This is a genomic window from Amycolatopsis sp. NPDC004079, from assembly GCF_040610415.1.
In the GTDB taxonomy this organism is placed as follows: Bacteria; Actinomycetota; Actinomycetes; order Mycobacteriales; family Pseudonocardiaceae; genus Amycolatopsis; species Amycolatopsis halotolerans.
In genome coordinates this window covers 45,198-61,739 of the sequence record NZ_JBEXMH010000012.1, presented here as the reverse complement: position 1 = coordinate 61,739, position 16,542 = coordinate 45,198, and the positions used below count along the sequence as shown (strand labels likewise).

General features: G+C 68.3%; 15 protein-coding genes and 1 tRNA gene. 14 read left to right on the top strand and 2 right to left on the bottom strand.

What is annotated here, in order from left to right:
• Window positions 1-8 precede the first annotated feature (8 nt).
• Window positions 9-1,466: a PAS domain-containing sensor histidine kinase gene (locus tag ABZX37_RS15390; protein ID WP_354739854.1), complete on the bottom strand. Its 1,458-nt coding sequence runs from the start codon at window positions 1,464-1,466 to the stop codon at window positions 9-11.
• Between the two features lie 135 nt (window positions 1,467-1,601).
• Between ABZX37_RS15390 and ABZX37_RS15385 the strand changes: the two genes are divergently transcribed.
• The 10 genes from ABZX37_RS15385 (at window position 1,602) to ABZX37_RS15340 (ending at window position 9,945) form a co-directional block, all read left to right on the top strand.
• Window positions 1,602-2,723: an acyl-CoA dehydrogenase family protein gene (locus ABZX37_RS15385; RefSeq protein ID WP_354739852.1), complete on the top strand. Its 1,122-nt coding sequence runs from the start codon at window positions 1,602-1,604 to the stop codon at window positions 2,721-2,723.
• A 32-nt stretch (window positions 2,724-2,755) separates the two neighbouring features.
• On the top strand, window positions 2,756-3,136 hold the full coding sequence (locus tag ABZX37_RS15380) for a hypothetical protein (protein WP_354739850.1): 381 nt from the start codon (window positions 2,756-2,758) through the stop codon (window positions 3,134-3,136).
• 12 nt (window positions 3,137-3,148) lie between these two features.
• Window positions 3,149-4,420, top strand: a complete 1,272-nt coding sequence (locus ABZX37_RS15375) for an aromatic ring-hydroxylating dioxygenase subunit alpha (RefSeq protein WP_354739848.1) — start codon at window positions 3,149-3,151, stop codon at window positions 4,418-4,420.
• Window positions 4,413-4,916, top strand: coding sequence for an aromatic-ring-hydroxylating dioxygenase subunit beta (locus tag ABZX37_RS15370; RefSeq protein ID WP_354739846.1), 504 nt, complete (start codon window positions 4,413-4,415; stop codon window positions 4,914-4,916). Before ABZX37_RS15375 ends, ABZX37_RS15370 begins: the two co-directional genes overlap by 8 nt.
• On the top strand, window positions 4,913-5,656 hold the full coding sequence (locus tag ABZX37_RS15365) for an SDR family oxidoreductase (protein WP_354739844.1): 744 nt from the start codon (window positions 4,913-4,915) through the stop codon (window positions 5,654-5,656). Before ABZX37_RS15370 ends, ABZX37_RS15365 begins: the two co-directional genes overlap by 4 nt.
• A 26-nt stretch (window positions 5,657-5,682) precedes the next feature.
• Window positions 5,683-6,639, top strand: coding sequence for a PDR/VanB family oxidoreductase (locus ABZX37_RS15360; protein ID WP_354739842.1), 957 nt, complete (start codon window positions 5,683-5,685; stop codon window positions 6,637-6,639).
• Between the two features lie 182 nt (window positions 6,640-6,821).
• Window positions 6,822-8,147, top strand: coding sequence for an MFS transporter (locus ABZX37_RS15355; protein WP_354739840.1), 1,326 nt, complete (start codon window positions 6,822-6,824; stop codon window positions 8,145-8,147).
• A 146-nt stretch (window positions 8,148-8,293) separates the two neighbouring features.
• Window positions 8,294-8,863, top strand: a complete 570-nt coding sequence (locus tag ABZX37_RS15350; RefSeq protein WP_354739838.1) for an XRE family transcriptional regulator — start codon at window positions 8,294-8,296, stop codon at window positions 8,861-8,863.
• Between the two features lie 73 nt (window positions 8,864-8,936).
• The gene (locus tag ABZX37_RS15345; protein ID WP_354739836.1) at window positions 8,937-9,560 is read left to right on the top strand and encodes a DUF4190 domain-containing protein; all 624 of its coding nucleotides are present in this window, start codon (window positions 8,937-8,939) and stop codon (window positions 9,558-9,560) included.
• Window positions 9,561-9,636: 76 nt separating this feature from the next.
• Window positions 9,637-9,945 carry a hypothetical protein gene (locus ABZX37_RS15340; RefSeq protein WP_354739834.1) on the top strand — a complete coding sequence of 103 codons (309 nt, stop codon included), beginning with the start codon at window positions 9,637-9,639 and terminating at the stop codon, window positions 9,943-9,945.
• A gap of 9 nt (window positions 9,946-9,954) precedes the next feature.
• On the opposite strand, the gene ABZX37_RS15335 is transcribed toward ABZX37_RS15340, so the two are convergent.
• A tRNA-Thr gene (locus tag ABZX37_RS15335) sits at window positions 9,955-10,027 on the bottom strand.
• 209 nt (window positions 10,028-10,236) lie between these two features.
• Here ABZX37_RS15335 and ABZX37_RS15330 point away from each other — a divergent pair.
• From ABZX37_RS15330 to ABZX37_RS15315, 4 genes are all read left to right on the top strand, one after another.
• Window positions 10,237-11,742, top strand: a complete 1,506-nt coding sequence (locus ABZX37_RS15330) for a threonine/serine exporter family protein (protein WP_354739832.1) — start codon at window positions 10,237-10,239, stop codon at window positions 11,740-11,742.
• 84 nt (window positions 11,743-11,826) lie between these two features.
• Window positions 11,827-13,278: a trehalose-6-phosphate synthase gene (locus ABZX37_RS15325; protein WP_354739830.1), complete on the top strand. Its 1,452-nt coding sequence runs from the start codon at window positions 11,827-11,829 to the stop codon at window positions 13,276-13,278.
• 41 nt (window positions 13,279-13,319) lie between these two features.
• Entirely contained in the window at window positions 13,320-15,854 is a 2,535-nt protein-coding gene (gene otsB / locus ABZX37_RS15320; protein WP_354739828.1) for a trehalose-phosphatase, read from the top strand.
• Window positions 15,855-15,984: 130 nt separating this feature from the next.
• Window positions 15,985-16,518, top strand: a complete 534-nt coding sequence (locus tag ABZX37_RS15315) for a hypothetical protein (protein WP_354739826.1) — start codon at window positions 15,985-15,987, stop codon at window positions 16,516-16,518.
• Window positions 16,519-16,542 lie beyond the last annotated feature (24 nt).

Here is a 16,542-nt window from a genome sequence, read left to right as displayed (position 1 = left end):
AAGAATTCCTAACCCGGGCCGGTCGCGGGCAGTGCGAAGCCGAAGCGCGAGCCGCCGCCCGTGCGGTGTTCGGCCCAGATCGTCCCGTGCTGGCGGGTGATGATGCGGTGGCTCAGCGCCAGTCCGATGCCGCTGCCGCGCTCCTTCGCGGTGAAAGACTCGTCGAACGGGTTGCGCGGGAAGCCGCGACCGCGGTCGTCCACGGTGACCACGCCGGTGTCACCGTCGCGGCGCGTGGTCAACACCAGGCTGCGCCGCTGCTGCGGGCACTGTGCCATTTCCTCGATCGCGTTGAAGCACAGGTTCAGCACGACCTGGCCGGTCAGCACGCGTTCGCAGTGCACCGGCACGGCCTCGGCGGACTGATCGAAAGTCACCTCGATCGCAGCCGGTTCGGCCCGCAATCGCACGAAATACAGGCATTCCTCGACGATCTCGTTGAGGTCAGCCACCTGCTCCACATGCTCCAGATGCCCGACGAACGCCCGCACGGACGACACGATCTGACTCGCCCGCTCGATCTGCCGGACGGCGCTGTCGATGCCGTACACGACCGGCGCGGCGTCGAGCGTCCGCGACCGAACCCCGGCCAGGAAATTGCCCGCGGCGGCGAGCGGCTGGCTCAGTTCGTGCGCGATCGCCATCGCCATGTCGCCCATCGCGGTGTAGCGCGCCAGGTAGTTCTCCCGGTGCAGCTCCCGCTCGCGCCGGACCTCGCCGCGGACGCGTTCGGACACGTCGTAAAGCAGCATCAGAAACGCGTCTCCACCAGGCTCTCGAAGCCGTTCGACGCTCCCCTCCAGCCACACGCGACCCTGGATTTCCAGTCGCACCGGCGTACCCGGCGCGGCCCGCTCGCGGACCTCGTCCCAAGTGGCCGGACGGTCGTCGAGACGCAGGCCAGCGTGGTCGGTCAGGCAGCCGAGCGGCTCGTCCGGGGTCGCGCCGAACAGCTCCGCCGCGGAGTCGGTGACGAATCGCAGCGCGCCCGAGGCGTCGAGCATCACCGCGAGTGCGGACGTGTGCCGGGCGAGCGCGTCGACCCAGGACGTGGTCAACCGCAGCTCACGCTCGATTTCCTGCTCGCGTTCGATGTCGCGGAACTGCACCATCACGGCTGGGCCTTGCGCCAGTTCAACTCGGGTGGCCACCGCGTCCGTCGGGATCACCCGGCCGGACTTCGTGCGGTAATGCCATTCGATCCGGCTGACGCCCTTGTCGACCGCCTCCTGCAGCCACGCCCGGCCGATCACCCGGTCGTACTGCTGCGCGGAGCTGCTCATGTGGTTCGCCTTCAACGGCCGCAGCTCCGTGACACTCCATTCGAGCATCTCGCACGCGGCCGGGTTGGCCCACAGGATGTTCTTCGTCGCGCCGTCGTGCACGAGCACGCACGTACGGCTGGCGTTGAGCATCGCGACGAAATCGTGCGTCGTCAGCTCGGGCGCGCGCGGGTCTGCCTCCATCGGCTCAGCGTAAAGCCCCTGGCTGGCGGCCCGCACTGAAGAAATCCCCTACGCCCGCTCAGGCACTACCAATTCCCGTGCGGCGGCGAGGTTCGTACCGTCGGCAGGACCGCACCGGCATTCTGAGGAGCAGCGATGAGCGAAGTCACCATGGAGGAGGTGCTCGCCGAGCTCGCCACGCGCAAGGACGAGTTCCAGCAGCAGCGCTACGTTCCGCGGGACTTCATCGACCGGCTCAAGCAGCTCGGCATCTACCGGGCCAGCACCCCGGCGAAGTTCGGCGGCAACCCGCTCCCGCCCGCCGAATTCCTCCGCCTGATCGAGCGAATTTCCACAGTGGACGGTTCGACCGGATGGGTCGCCAGCTTCGGCTCGTCGCTGATCTACCTCGCCGCGCTCCCGCTGGACACGCAGGCCGAGCTGTACTCCGGCGGCCCGGACGTCGCGTTCGCCGGCGGTCTCTTCCCGGTCCAGCCCGCCCCGGCGACCGAAACCGGCTTCCGCGTGGACGGCCGGTGGAAGTTCGCCAGCGGCTGCATGGGCGCGGACATCCTCGGCGTCGGCATCCCCGGCGACGAATCGACCGGCGGGAAACCGCGCACCGCGCTGCTGCGGCCTGAGCAGGTCGAGATCGTCCAGGAATGGGACGTCGTCGGCATGCGCGGCACCGGTTCGTTCGACCTGGTCGTACGCGACGTCGAGGTCCCGCGCGAGTGGACGTTCATCCGCGGCGGCGCACCCATGGTCGACGAACCGCTCTACCGCTACCCCACAATCGCTTACGCCGCACAGGTTCTCGCCATCGTCGGTGCGGGTGTCGCACGTGCCGCGCTCGACCACGCCCGCGAGGTCGGCGCTGGCTACACCGGCGTCACCGGCGCGCCGAAGCTCGCCGACCGCGGCTACTACCGCACCGGGTACGCCGACGCCGAGGCCGCGCTGCGGTCCGCCCGCGCCTGGTTCTACGAGGTCAGCCACGAGGTCTGGGACACCGTCGTCTCCGGCGACGAGGCCACCGACGAGCAGAACGCCCAGCTGCGGCTTTCGTCCGCGCACCTGGCCAAGACGTCGTCCGAGGTCGTCTCGAAGCTCGTCGAGATTTCCGGCACCGCGCCGATCTACTCGACGCACCCGCTGCGTGGACTTCAGGGCGACGCACTGGTACCCAAGCAGCATGCGTTCCTGGGCCCGGCCATCCACGACGCCGCCGGCGCGGTTCTCATGGGACAGCCGCCGACCAGCCCCGGCTTCCGCTGACCAGCCACCACCACGACGAGGAGTCTCCGACTGTGAGCACGCAGCCCCTGCGGGTGCTTTTCTGCATCGGCATCAACCAGAACTTCTTCGACCTGCCCGCCGACGGCATCACCATCGGCGACGTCTGGCAGTCATTCGTGTCCATGATGGACCAGCTGAAAGCGTTGCCGGGCATCACTTTCATCGGCGACATCGACGATGACGCGCACATGGTCGGCCCGTCTGACGGCTGGCCGTGGACCTGTTACCTCCTGGCCGACGCCGACAGCCAGGAAACCGTCAAGGCCGGGGTAAACCTGCTGCGCACCGTCGAGGTCGGCGGCAACGGCGTCAAGTTGTGGCGCTTCGCCAAGATGGAAGCCCGGATCGGGCGTCCGCTGACTGTCCGCGAAGACGTCGAACTGCCCGACTGAACCGGAGACCTCATGACTGAGAACGCAAGCGTTCCCGCCGATTTCGCCGAGAGCGACCGCGTAGCCGCCCGGCTTTACACTGACCCGGAAATCTTCGAACGCGAGATGACGCAGATCTTCGAGCGTTCGTGGGTGTGGGTCGCGCACGAAAGCGAATTGGCGCAGCCGGGGAACTTCAAATCCACTTATGTCGGCCGCCAGCCGGTGATCGTGACGCGAGACCGCAAGGGCACGCTGCACACGATGCTCAACCGTTGTCGCCACCGCGGCGCGAGCCTGTGCGAGAAACCGAGCGGCAAGGCCAACGGCTTCACCTGCCCGTACCACGCCTGGAGCTACGGCCTCGACGGCAAGCTGCGCGGCATCCCTTATCCCGACGGCTACGAAGGCGTGCTGGAAAAGGGCGAGCTGTCGCTGAAGAAGCTGCGCACCGAGTCGTACGGCGGAATGGTTTTCGCGACCTTCGACGAGGACGCTGAGTCCCTTGAGGACTTCCTCGGCGACGCGAAACTGTGGATCGACCGCTTCATGAAGCAGGGCGGCGGTTATCCGATCAAGGTGCTGGGCAAGCACCAGTTCAAGTTCCGCGGCAACTGGAAAATCCAGCTGGAGAACACCACTGACGGCTATCACTTCCCGATCGTGCACCGGTCGTGGATGGCTTCGGTGGACGCGGAAACCGCCGACATGATGTCGTTCATGACCGATCCGTCGGCGATCACGCATTCGCTCGGCAACGGGCACAGCGTCATGCAGATGGTGCCGGAACACTCCGACCTGGACGTCGACGACGGCTCCGAACCGCTGCAGGGCCGCTTCGACCACGTCGTGGCCGAACTGTCGAAGACGCTGGACGAGGCGCAGGTGCGCAAGGTCGTCCGGGCCATGCACGGCACCGGGTTCAACCTCAACCTGTTCCCGAACGTCTCGATGTCCGCGGCGTTTTTCCGCGTGCTGCGGCCGATTTCGGTCAACGAGACCTTGATCGAGCACGTCGCGATCGGGCCCGACGGACCGCCGGAGCTGGACATCGTGAACCGCGAACGGCTGCGCATCCACGAGCACTTCCAGGGCCCGTTCGGGTTCGGCACGCCGGACGACGCCGAGGGCTGGGACCGCGTGCAGCGCGGTGCGCACGGCGGCCCGGACCTGCCGATCCTGGTCAACCGCGGACTCGCGCGGGAGAAGGCGAGCCCCGAAGGCTGGCCGACCTCGCACGTCACCGACGAAACCGGCATGCGCGCCGCGTACGCCCAGTGGAAGGAGATGATGGGCGATGACTGAAACCATCCCCGTCACTGACCTGCGGGTCGCGCGCGCCGTCGACCTCGTCAACCGCGAGGCGGAACTGCTGGACCGCACGGAATACCACGTGTGGGAAAAGCTGTTCACCGACGACGGCATTTACGTCATCCCGATCGACCGGGAAACCGACGATTTCGCCGGCTCGCTGAACATGGTCTACGACGACGCGCGGATGCGGCAGATGCGCATCGCGCGGATGACCGAGGGCTACGCGCTCGCGGCCGTCGATTCCGCCCGCACCGTGCGCACAGTGTCGCGATTCGTGCCGGAATCCGTTTCAGACCACGAAGTCGTGCTGCGTTCGGCGCAGATCCTGGTCGCCTACAAGCGAGGCAATCACGACCTGTGGGCAGCGGATCTGGTGCACCGCATCCAGTTGTCACCGGAAGGCCCCGAAGGCGACCGGATCGCGTTGAAGGTCGTCCGGCTGGTCAACAGCGACGAAGCCGTTCCTGCCGCGGGATTCCTGCTGTGAGCGCGCCGGTGGAACCGCACGTCGCCGTTGTCACCGGTGGCGCGAGCGGTCTCGGGGAAGCGATCGTGCGGCAGCTGCACGCCGAGGGCTATCGCGTCGCGATCGCGGACGTCAACGGCGAGGCGGCCGAAAAGCTGGCGGCAGCCCTTGGCAACTGCCGTGGCTACGCGGTCGATGTGCGGGATCGCGCGGCGCTCGCGCAGCTGAAGAACGACGTCGTCCGTGATTTCGGCAGTGTCCAGGTGCTGGTCAACAACGCGGCCCGCACGCAGGCGGCACCGCTGATGGAGATCACGCCGGAAGACCTCGACGCGGTCCTCGCGGTCAACTTCACCGGCACGTTCACCGCCTGTCAGATCTTCGGCGCGTACTTCGCCGAGCAGGGCTACGGGCGGATCGTGAACATGGCGTCGCTGGCCGGGCAGAACGGCGGCACGGCGACCGGCGGGCACTACGCGTCGTCCAAGGGCGCGATCATGTCCGCGACGAAGGTGTTCGCGCGCGAACTCGCCGCGCGCGGGGTCACGGTGAACTCGGTGTCCCCGGGGCCGCTGGACAGCCCGATGGTGCATTCGATCGTCGGCGAGGACAACCTCGAGGCCTTCACGAAGAACATCCCCGTCGGACGGCTCGGCGACCCGGCGTTCATCGCGCGGATGGTGTCGCTGCTCGCCTCGCCCGGCGCGGCCTCGGTCACCGGGGCGTGCTGGGACGCCAACGGCGGCCTTTACCTGCGCTGAACCGCTTGCCCTGAAACGGAGAGCCGATGCCGAACACCGTGGTCCGCGTGGCCGAGGTCGTCGAGGAAGCACCCGGTATCCGGGCGCTTCGCCTCGTCCGCGCCGACGGCCTGCCGTTCGACCCGCACCCCGCCGGCGCGCACGTCGACGTCACCGGCCCGACCGGGATCCTGCGCCAGTACTCGCTGTGCGGGCGGCCGGACGACACGTCGTCGCTGCTGATCGCGGTGAAACGGGAGCCGGATTCGCGCGGTGGTTCCGAGGCGCTGCACGCCGTCGCGGAGAACGACAAGCTCGAGGTCGGAGAGTCCCGGAACCTGCTCTCGCTGGCTCCGGACGCGGACCGGCACGTGCTGATCGCGGGCGGCATCGGCATCACTCCGTTGCTGAGCCTGGCTTATCAGCTGCACGCGGACGGTGCGGAATTCGAACTGCACTACTTCGCGAGCAGCCGGGAGTCAGCGGCTTTTGTTTCCCTGCTTGAAGAACAGGCTGCATTCCGGGACCGGGTACTGCTGTATTTCGGCGTACCGCGCGGCGAACAGCCCGCCGTGCTCACGGAAGTGGCTGCCGGGCTCGGTTCCGCCGGGCACGTCTACACCTGCGGCCCGGAAGGGTTCATGGAGCAGGTCACCGGCGTGTTCGCACCGGTGGTCGGCGAACCGCAGGTGCACGTCGAGCATTTCACCGCGGCCGAGGTCGACACGAGCGGCGATCAGCCGTTCACCGTCGAGCTCGACACCGGCGAGGTGTTCGAGATCCCGGCCGACCGGTCGATCCTGTCGGTGCTGACCGACAACGGGATCGAGGTGTTCAAATCGTGCGAGGAAGGCATCTGCGGCTCGTGCGTCTCCGGGGTGCTGGAAGGCACGCCGGAGCACCGGGACCAGTGTCTTTCGGCCAGCGACAAGGCTTCCGGCGACCAGATGGCGCTGTGCGTGTCGCGTGCCCGCTCGGAAAAACTGGTGATCGAACTGTACTGACGCGCCTCGGCCGGGATCCTCGTGATTCCGGCCGTCTTGTCGATTAATTGATCGATTTTATTTATCAATCCGCCGCAAATCGGACTTTGCCTCCTTCGTCACGCTTTCCCTAAGCTGTGTCCACCGTTTCCCCACCACCGGACACTCCGCGCATTCTCGCGCGAGACGACGAAAGGCCTGCTATGGCCAAGCGCGACGAAGCGCACTCTCCCGGCGTGCTGCGGCTCGGATTCGCCGCCGGCGTCGGCACTTCCCTGGAAATGTACGACTTCTCGATCTACGGCACCGCGGCGGCGCTGGTGTTCGGGTCGGTGTTCTTCAAAACCGGCAACGCCTGGTTCGGCACCTTTATGAGCCTCGCGACCTTCGCCATCGGTTTCGTGATGGCCCCGCTCGGCGCGGCGCTTTTCGGCTGGATCGGCGACCGTCGCGGCCGCCGGACCGCGCTGTACGCCGCGTTCCTGCTGATGGGTTTCGCGACGCTGGGCATGGGCGTTCTCCCGCCGTACGCGGTGATCGGCATCGCCGCGCCGCTGCTGCTCGTCGGATTACGCCTGCTGCACGGCGCCGCTCGCGGCGGGGAAAGCGCTGGTGCCGCTGTCTTCGCCGTTGAACACGCGCCGGAAAAACGGCGTGGCCTCTACGGTTCCTTCGTCGCGCTCGGCTCGCCGATCGGCGTCGTGCTGGCGAACCTCGCTTTCGCGCTGGTTCTCCTGCTGCCCAACGACGACATCATGAACTGGGGCTGGCGTCTTCCGTTCCTCGCCGGCGGCATCGTGCTGGCGATCGGCATCTGGGTTCGCCGCGGCGTTTCGGAAAGCCCGGAATTCGAGAAAATGGCCGCCGCCGAAACGCGTGCGAAAAAGCCGCTCGCCGACGTCCTCCGCTCGAATTGGCGACGGCTGCTGCTGATCGCCGGCGCGAACCTCGGCCTCACCGCCTGCACCTTCGCACTGGTCACGTTCATGCTGTCCTACGCGACCGCCGCCGCCCCGGAAGGCCTCGGTCTCCCGCGCGGCCCGATCGTCACCATTTCGACAATCACCCTGCTGTGCCACGCCGCCGCGAACGTCGGGGCCGCCTGGCTGTCCGACCGGATCGGCCGCAAACCGGTGATGCTGACCGGCTCGGTCCTGTCGATCGCCGCCGCGCTCGTGATGTTCCCGATCGCCTCGGCGGGCACCGTCAGTTCGGTGTTCGTCGCACTGCTCTTGGGTTTCACCGCCACCGGAATCCTTTTTGGACCGATGTACACCTGGTTCGCCGAACTGTTCCCGCGAGAGCAGCGGCAGTCCGGCCTCGGCGTGGGCTACCACGTCGGAGCGGTGCTGGGCGGCGGCCTGTCGCCGATGATCGCCAACCGGATCGTGGCCGCGACCGGCGACGCCCTCGCGGTCGGCTACTACCTGGCCGCACTGCTCGTGCTGAGCCTGGTCTGCCTGCTGATCCTCCCGGAAACCGCCCCCGCGCGGCGCGCCGCGAAACCGGCTCCCGAGCTGGTCAGCTGACGCGGATGCACCCCAGTCTCCCTGGTTGGGCGAGACTGGGATGGTGCTAATCCGGCCAAAAGTAGGCCGCCCCTGGAGCGGCACGTAACCGCTGCAGCGAAGTCATTAGGCCGTGGCTGTGGCCGGATTAGTACAATCAGCACAGTATGCGTGAGATCGACGAAGTCCTGGACGCGGTCGGCCCGAGACTGCGAACCCTGCGCAACCGGCGCGGCATCACCCTGGCCGACCTGTCGGCGGAGACCGGCATCTCGGAAAGCACCCTGTCCCGCCTGGAGAACGGCCAGCGCCGGGCGAACCTGGAACTCCTGCTGCCGCTGTCGCGCGCCTACGACGTCCCGATCGACGACCTGGTCGGCGCACCCCGAGCCGGCGACCCGCGCGTCCACCTTCGCCCGATCCACCAGCACGGGATGACCTACGTGCCGCTCACCCGGCGACCGGGCGGGGTGCACGCGTACAAAATGCTGATCCCCGGCAGTTCTGCGGAACCCGCACTGAAAACGCACAGCGGCTACGAATGGCTATACGTCCTCAATGGACATCTTCGGTTAATCGTAGGCGCGAAAGACCTGACGATCCCGCCCGGCGAGGCAGCGGAGTTCGACACGACGGAACCGCATTGGCTCGGCTCCGCCGACGGAGGCGCGGTGGAGCTGCTGATCCTCTTCGGACTGCAGGGGGAACGAGTGCACGTGGAGCCGCGCCCGAACTGATACCGGAAATGGCGTAACACCCGTGGCGACTAGTGCGACCTGTTTGTGCACGGTCGATCACGAAAGGCTCTCAATGTCCGCCCCTGACTATCCCCCGCCGCCCGCACCCCAGGCGGCCCCGCCGGCACCCCAGCTCCCGCCGAAGAACGGCCTCGGCACCACCGGGTTCGTACTCGGGCTGGTCGGCCTGATTTTCTCGTTCATCCCGGTCATCGGGCTCGTGGCGTGGCCGCTGGTGATCCTCGGGATCATCTTCTCGGCACTCGGCTTCGCCCGGACGCGGTCCGGAAAGGCCACGAACAAGGGCCTCTCGATCGCCGGCCTGGTGCTTTCGGTGATCGGCCTGGCGATCTGCATCGTGTGGACCGTGACGGCCGCCAAGGTGGTCAACGAAATCAACACCGAGGCAAACCGCACCGTGACCATCCACTACGAGGTCACCGGCACGGCGAAGGAAGCCTCGATCACCTACACCACAATCGGCGACGCCAACGCGTCCTCCAACCAGGACCAGCCGCAGACCTTGCCGTGGTCGAAAGACATCACCACGAAGGGCCTGGTCAAGGGCGGCAGCCTGTCGGTGACCACCGGCGCCGACGGCGGAGACGTGGCCTGCAAGGTCGTCGTGGACGGCAAGGAAGCCAAGACGGCGAAAGCATCAGGCAACTTCGCGACCGCCACCTGCGACGGCTTCTGATCTTTCCGAACGACGAGCGGGCCTGGCATACGTGCCAGGCCCGCTTTTGTCGTTCCGGATGCGGCATTCTCGCGTTATGGCTTACCTGAACGGCACTGCCACCCGAGTGGTGGACGACGAGTTCCCGGGCTGGGGCGAAGTCCAGTTCTCCGAGGCTGACGGCACCGAAATCACGCTCGTGGAGAAGTTGCCGGTACTGGACGACGACCTGACGACAGCGTCGAAGTACCCAGCGCCGATTCGCGTCCCTTGCCGAGTGGCGAAGACAGAGGACGACGGCGCGGTGGCTGTCGTCGAACTGGAGCACGGGGTCACGGACGTCGGTGACCGAAACATGTTTCGAGTGCCAGCCGGCGCGGTTATCTACGGCCGGACAGGCCCATGATCGAAACGGAGCCGGCAAGGGGGTTCGAACCCCTGACCTTCTGTTTACAAGACAGATGCTCTACCAACTGAGCTATACCGGCACGCACCCGACGACGGGCGCGCCCAAAGTATATCGGGCCGCTCCCATCGCACCCGGACAACCCGCCCCAACCCCCAGGTCAGCCCCGAAAATCGACAAGATCCAACCCCATGCGGCACGATCGATGACAGGTGTGGCGGACGCCACTGCAACAGCTGGGGCGGTACGGCCGATGGTCCCCGGGAACGAACGAGGAGGTGGGGATCGATCATGAAGATCAACGAGCGTACCGGCCAGGGGGCCGCGCGCAGACGGTGGCCGATTCTCGAGCCTCCGCACCCGCGGTCGAGCCAGCGGCATCGGCCGAATTTGCTGCGCCGTCGTGCTTGGCACATTCTCGAGGCTCCGACGGCGGAACAGCCCGCGGTCGAGTCCGAGGAGGCGCTCGGGCCCAAGCCGCCCGACGACGCGACCGTCAACTTCGTTCTGGATCTCACTTTGCGGATCGGCGAGGTGCAGATGGCCAGCGGCGCCGGCGCGTCCGACGTCACCGCGACCATCCTCGCGCTCACCTCCGCACTCGGGCTGCCGCACTGCGAGGTCGACGTCATCTTCACGTCGATCACCGTCACCTGCCACCGCGGGACGGACCTCGCGCCGGTCACCGCGTTGCGAGTGGTCCGTTCGCGCAGTCTCGACTACACGCGGCTCAACGAGACCGAGGCGCTCGTGCGCCAGATCGTCCGCGGCAACACCGGGGCGGAGGAAGCGGTCACCGAACTGGACCGGATCACCTCCGCTCCGCACCCGTACGCGCGCTGGACCGCGACCGCCGCCTGGGGCGGGCTGGCCGGGTTCATCACGCTGCTGCTCGGCGGGGGTCTCGACATCGCGCTCGTCGCGATGGTCATCTCCGCCGCGATCGACCGGATCGGCAGGCTGCTCAACAAGTTCAACCTCCCGTTCTTCTTCCAGCAGGTGGTCGGCGGGCTGTTCGCGACGCTGTCGGCGATGATCATCGTCAGCAGCAACATCCTCACCACCGACCGGCCGACGCTGGTGGTCGCCGCGGCGGTCACCGTGCTGCTGTCCGGGCTGTCCACGGTTTCGGCGGTGCAGGACGGGATCACCGGGTACTACGTCACCGCGTCCGGCCGCACGATGGAAACCGCGTTGATGAGTGCCGGGCTGATCGCGGGAGTCGTGCTCGCGCTGCGGATCGCGGTGATGCTCGAGCTGCCACGCACCCCGTTGCCTGACGTCCCCGTCTCGACCGCGCAGGACCTGCCGATCATCGTCATTGGCGGGGCGGGTGCGGCCGCCTGCTTCGCGCTCGCCTCGTACTCGAAACTGCGCGCGATGCTCGTCGCCGCCGCGGCGGGCGCGATCGGCGCGCTCGTCTACGGCGCGTTGATCCTCGCGACGCTCGACGCGGTGAGCGCGTCGGCGATCGCGGCGACGCTCGTCGGGTTCTGCGGCGGCGTCATGGCGCGGCGGCTGAAGGTTACTCCGCTCGTGGTGGCCGTGTCCGGGATCACTCCGCTGCTCCCCGGCCTCTCCACCTATCGTGGTCTATACCAATTGGCAGTGTCGCCAGGCGGCAACATCTCAACCCTGATGACCGCGGTCGCCGTCGGGCTCGCCCTCGCGGCGGGCGTTGTACTGGGCGAATACCTCGCCCAGCCGGTCCGCACCGGGCTCGGCAGGCTCGAGCGCAAGCTCTCCGGGCCCCGGCTGGCCGGGCCGATGGAACCGACCGAAAGGCGTTTGGAGTAACCAGTTGGTCACCGGCCGGTCACTCCGCGCGCGCTAGGGTTTCCAGTGGGGCCGCGACCCGCCGATGACGAGGGAGCAGCTGGAGTGACTGACGCGATCGCCGAGGAGAACAGCGCACCGTCCGCGGATTTCGTCGTGGTGGCCAACCGGCTGCCCGTCGACCTCGAACGGACCGCGGACGGGGAACAGCGCTGGACCGCCAGTCCCGGCGGACTGGTGTCCGCGCTCGAACCGTTCCTGCGGTCCCGCAAGGGCGCGTGGGTCGGCTGGCCGGGCGTGCCGGACGTCGAGGTGGACGAGTTCGACGACGACGGGCTCGTCCTGCACCCGGTGTCGCTCACCTCGGCCGAGGTCCGCGACTACTACGAGGGCTTCTCCAACGCCACGCTCTGGCCGCTCTACCACGACGTCGTCGCCCGGCCGGTTTTCGACCGGGCGTGGTGGGACAGCTACGTGAAGGTCAACCAGCGCTTCGCCGAGGCCAGCGCCACCGTCGCCGCGCAGGGCGCGACCGTGTGGATCCAGGACTACCAGCTGCAGCTCGTGCCCCGGATGCTCCGCGAACTGCGGCCCGACCTGCGCATCGGCTTCTTCCTGCACATCCCGTTCCCGCCGGTCGAGCTCTTCATGCAGCTCCCGTGGCGCGCGGAGATCGTGCGCGGCCTGATCGGCGCGGACCTGATCGGCTTCCACCGGCCCGGCGGCGCGCAGAACTTCCTGTGGCTGGCCCGGCAGCTGGTCGGCCTCGAACCCACCCGCGGCGCGGTCGGCGTCCGGTCCCGGCCGGGCATGGTGCAGGTCGGCGACCGCACCGTGCGCGTCGGCGCGTTCCCGATCTCCATCGACGCGGCGGGCCTCGACTCGCTCGCCCGCAGCAAGGGCGTCGGCGAGCGCGCCAAGCAGATCCGGCGCGACCTCGGCAACCCCAAGGCGGTGCTGCTCGGCGTCGACCGGCTCGACTACACCAAGGGCATCGACCTGCGGCTGCAAGCGCTGCACGAACTGCTGCACGAGGGCCGCCTCGAACCCGGCGACGTCACGTTCGTGCAGCTGGCCACGCCGAGCCGCGAACGCGTCGAGCACTACCAGCGGATGCGCGGCGAGATCGAGCAGATGGTCGGCCGGATCAACGGCGAGTTCGCCCGCGTCGGCCACCCGGTCGTGCACTATTTGCACCAATCCGTGAACCGCACCGAGCTGGCCGCCTTCTTCTCCGCGGCCGACGTCATGGTGGTGACTCCGCTGCGCGACGGGATGAATCTCGTCTGCAAGGAGTACGTCGCGTGCCGCCCGGACCTGGGCGGCGCGCTGGTGCTGAGCGAGTTCGCCGGCGCGGCGGCCGAACTGACCAGCGCTTTTCTCGTCAACCCGCACGATCTGGACGGGGTGAAGAACGCGTTGGAGGCTGCCATTACGCTCGACCCCGCCGAGGGCCGACGCAGGATGCGCGCCATGCGTCGACAGGTCCTCACCCACGACGTCGACCGGTGGGCGCGTTCGTTCCTCCAGGCGCTGGGTGCCGAACCGGCCGACTGACCCCCTCCCCCGTACCGCGCTGGACCTCCTGAGGAGGAGTGTTGACCGCCGAGGCGTTGCCCGCGGAGCTACGGCGCGCGATCGTGCAGATCGCCCGTACCCCGCGCCTGCTGGTCGCCTGCGACTACGACGGCACATTGGCCCCCATCACCGCGAACCCGGACGAGGCACGGCCGCTGCCCGAGTCCGTGGGCGCGTTGAGATCTCTCGCCGGCCTGCACGAAACGACCACCGCCGTGATTTCCGGCCGGGCCCTGCGCGACCTCGCGACGCTGTCGCGCCTGCCGTCCGAAGTGAACCTGGTCGGCAGCCACGGATCCGAGTTCGACATCGGTTTCATCCACGCGCTCGACGAGGACGCGAAGGCGCTGCACCGGCGGCTCGAACACGAGCTGGAACAGCTGGTGCTCGACGTGCCCGGGGTGTCGCTCGAGGTCAAACCGGCGAGCATCGCGGTGCATGTGCGCCGCGCCGAGCACAACGCCGGCCGCCGCGTCCTCGCGGACGTGCACGAAGGCCCGGCGAAGTGGGAAGGCGTCACGACCACTGACGGCAAGGAAGTCGTCGAACTGGCGGTCGTGAAGACCGACAAGGGCAATGCCCTCGACACCCTTCGCCACCAGGTCGGGGCCACCGCCGCGGTGTTCCTCGGCGACGACGTCACCGACGAGAAGGCGTTCGCCCGGCTGGCCGGGCCGGACCTCGGCATCAAGGTCGGCGACGGCGAATCGCTCGCCGAGTACCACGTGCCCGACACCGTCGACGTCGCGATGGTGCTCGCGTTCCTGCTGGAAGAGCGGCGCAACTGGCTCTACGGCGAGTCCGCGACGCCGATCGAGCGGCTGTCGCTGCTTGCCAACGAGCGTTCGGTCGCGCTGGTGACGCCGGACGCGAAGCTGACCTGGCTGTGCCACCCCGGCCCGGACGCCCCCGCGGTGTTCGCCGACCTGCTCGGCGGTCCCGGGGCGGGGCACTTCTCGATCAAACCGCACCGCAACGGGCTCCCGCTCGGCCAGCGGTACCTGCCGAACACGATGACGGTCGAGACCCGCTGGTCGCGGCTGCTCGTCACGGACTATCTCGAACCGGAAAGCCCCGGGCACCGCACCGACCTCGTGCGCGTGATCTCCGGCGAAGCGGTGGCACAGGTCGTGTTCGCGCCGCGGCCGGAATTCGGCGGCGTGCCGGTGAAGCTGGTCGCCGAGGCCGAGGGCCTGCGCGTGCTGGGCACGTCGGAGCCGTTCGTGCTGCGCTCGCCCGGCGTCGAATGGTCGATCACCTCCGACGGCCTTCAGGACACCGCGACCGCGCTCGTCCAGCCGACGCCGGAGGAGCCGGTGGTGCTCGAATTGCGGTGCGGCACCACGGATTTCACCGCCCACGAACTGTCCGAAGTGGACCGTCGCGACCGGGCGGGCCGGTACTGGAGCGACTGGGCGGCGAAGCTCAAGCTGCCGACCGTCCAGACCGAACTGGTGCGCCGCTCCGCGCTGACCCTGCGCGGCCTGGTCAACACCGACACCGGCGGCGTGCTGGCCGCCGCGACGTCGTCGCTTCCGGAGGAGATCGGCGGGGTCCGCAACTGGGACTACCGCTATTGCTGGATCCGCGACGCCGCGATGACCGTGCGCGAACTCGTGCACCTCGGTTCGCACGAGGAGGCCGAGGGCTACTTGAAGTGGCTGCACGGCGTGCTCGCCACGCTGGCCGGCCCGGAGCGGCTGCACCCGCTGTACACACTGGCCGGAAGCGTCATCGGCGCGGAGGCGGTCATCGAATCGCTGCCCGGGTACGCCGGTTCGCGGCCGGTGCGCGTCGGCAACCTGGCCAACCACCAGGTGCAGCTCGACGTGTTCGGCCCGGTCGTGGAGCTGGTCGCGACGCTGGCGAAGGTCCGCGGCGAACTCCGCGACGAGGACTGGCAGATGGTGCGCGCGATGGCCGAGGCCGTCACGCGGCGCTGGAACGAGCCAGACCACGGCATCTGGGAAGAGCGGCACGTGCCGCGGCACCGCGTGTACTCGCGGGTGATGTGCTGGGTGACCATCGACCGCGCGGTGCGCCTCGGCGACGAGTACGGCCGCGGCGTCCCGGGAGCCTGGCCCCAGCTGCGCGACCAGATCAAGGCCGACGTCCTCGAGCACGGCTGGAACGACGAGGTGCAGGCGTTCACCACCGCCTACGACGGCACCGACCTCGACGCGGCGTCCCTGTTCGTGGGCCTGACCGGCCTCATCGACCCGGCGGACGAGCGGTTCCAGAAGACCGTGACGGCGATCGAGGCCGAGCTCCGCAGCGGTTCCACGGTGTACCGCTACCGGCGCGACGACGGTCTGCCCGGCGGCGAGGGCGGCTTCCACATCTGCGCGGCGTGGCTGATCGAGGCATACCTCTGCACCGGTCGGCGCAACGAGGCCGAGGAGCTGTTCGCGCAGATCGTCGGCGCGGCGGGGCCGACCGGGCTGCTGCCCGAGCAGTTCGACCCGGTCGCGGAGCGCTCGCTCGGCAACCACCCGCAGGCGTACTCGCACATCGGCCTGATCCGGTGCGCGAATCTGCTGGCCGAGAAGGCTTGATCAGGCAAGATCGTTAGCACGCCTCGGTGACAAGTGCCGTGAAGGCCGCCTTGCCGGAATCGCATTCCGTTAAGGTGGTCTTCACGAGCATTTGCACGTTCGTTCGGGTTGCCGGCGCGGAGGTGATGCGGTGAAGCAGTACTACGGGCAGCAGTCCGCGGAGTACGCCCCGCTGCCGCCGCTGTTCGCCGCCCGGGTGCGCGTCGCTTCCGTGGTAGTCGGGGTCGCGCTGGCGATCGGCACACTGCTCGTTTTCGGCATCACCGCGCTCGTGAACCGTCCGCTGCACGGGCACAGCCTGCCGCGCGGCCTGCTCGGTCTCGCCGCCCTGCTGCTGCCGCTGCTGTCCGTGCTCGCCATCGCCGTGGTGGTGCTGTCCGCGCGCCGCTGCCTGCAAGGCGACTACCTCGTGATCGCCCGGGCTCGCAGCACGCGCGCCGCGCTCACTACTTGTTTCACATTCCTGTCGGTCAGCTGCCTGATCGCCCTCGGGGTGTCCGCGCTGGTGGATCTCTGGGGCAACCACGCCAAGCTCGGCTTCACCGAACTGCTCGCGACGTTCGCGAATTTCGCCATCGGCCTGATCGGCTACAGCGCCGGGCTCTGGTTCGTCCGGCCGTCGGTGAGCACGCTGGAGAAGTTCAGCGACCACCCCATCTGGTAAGGCCGTGAACGCTCGCCTGCCATG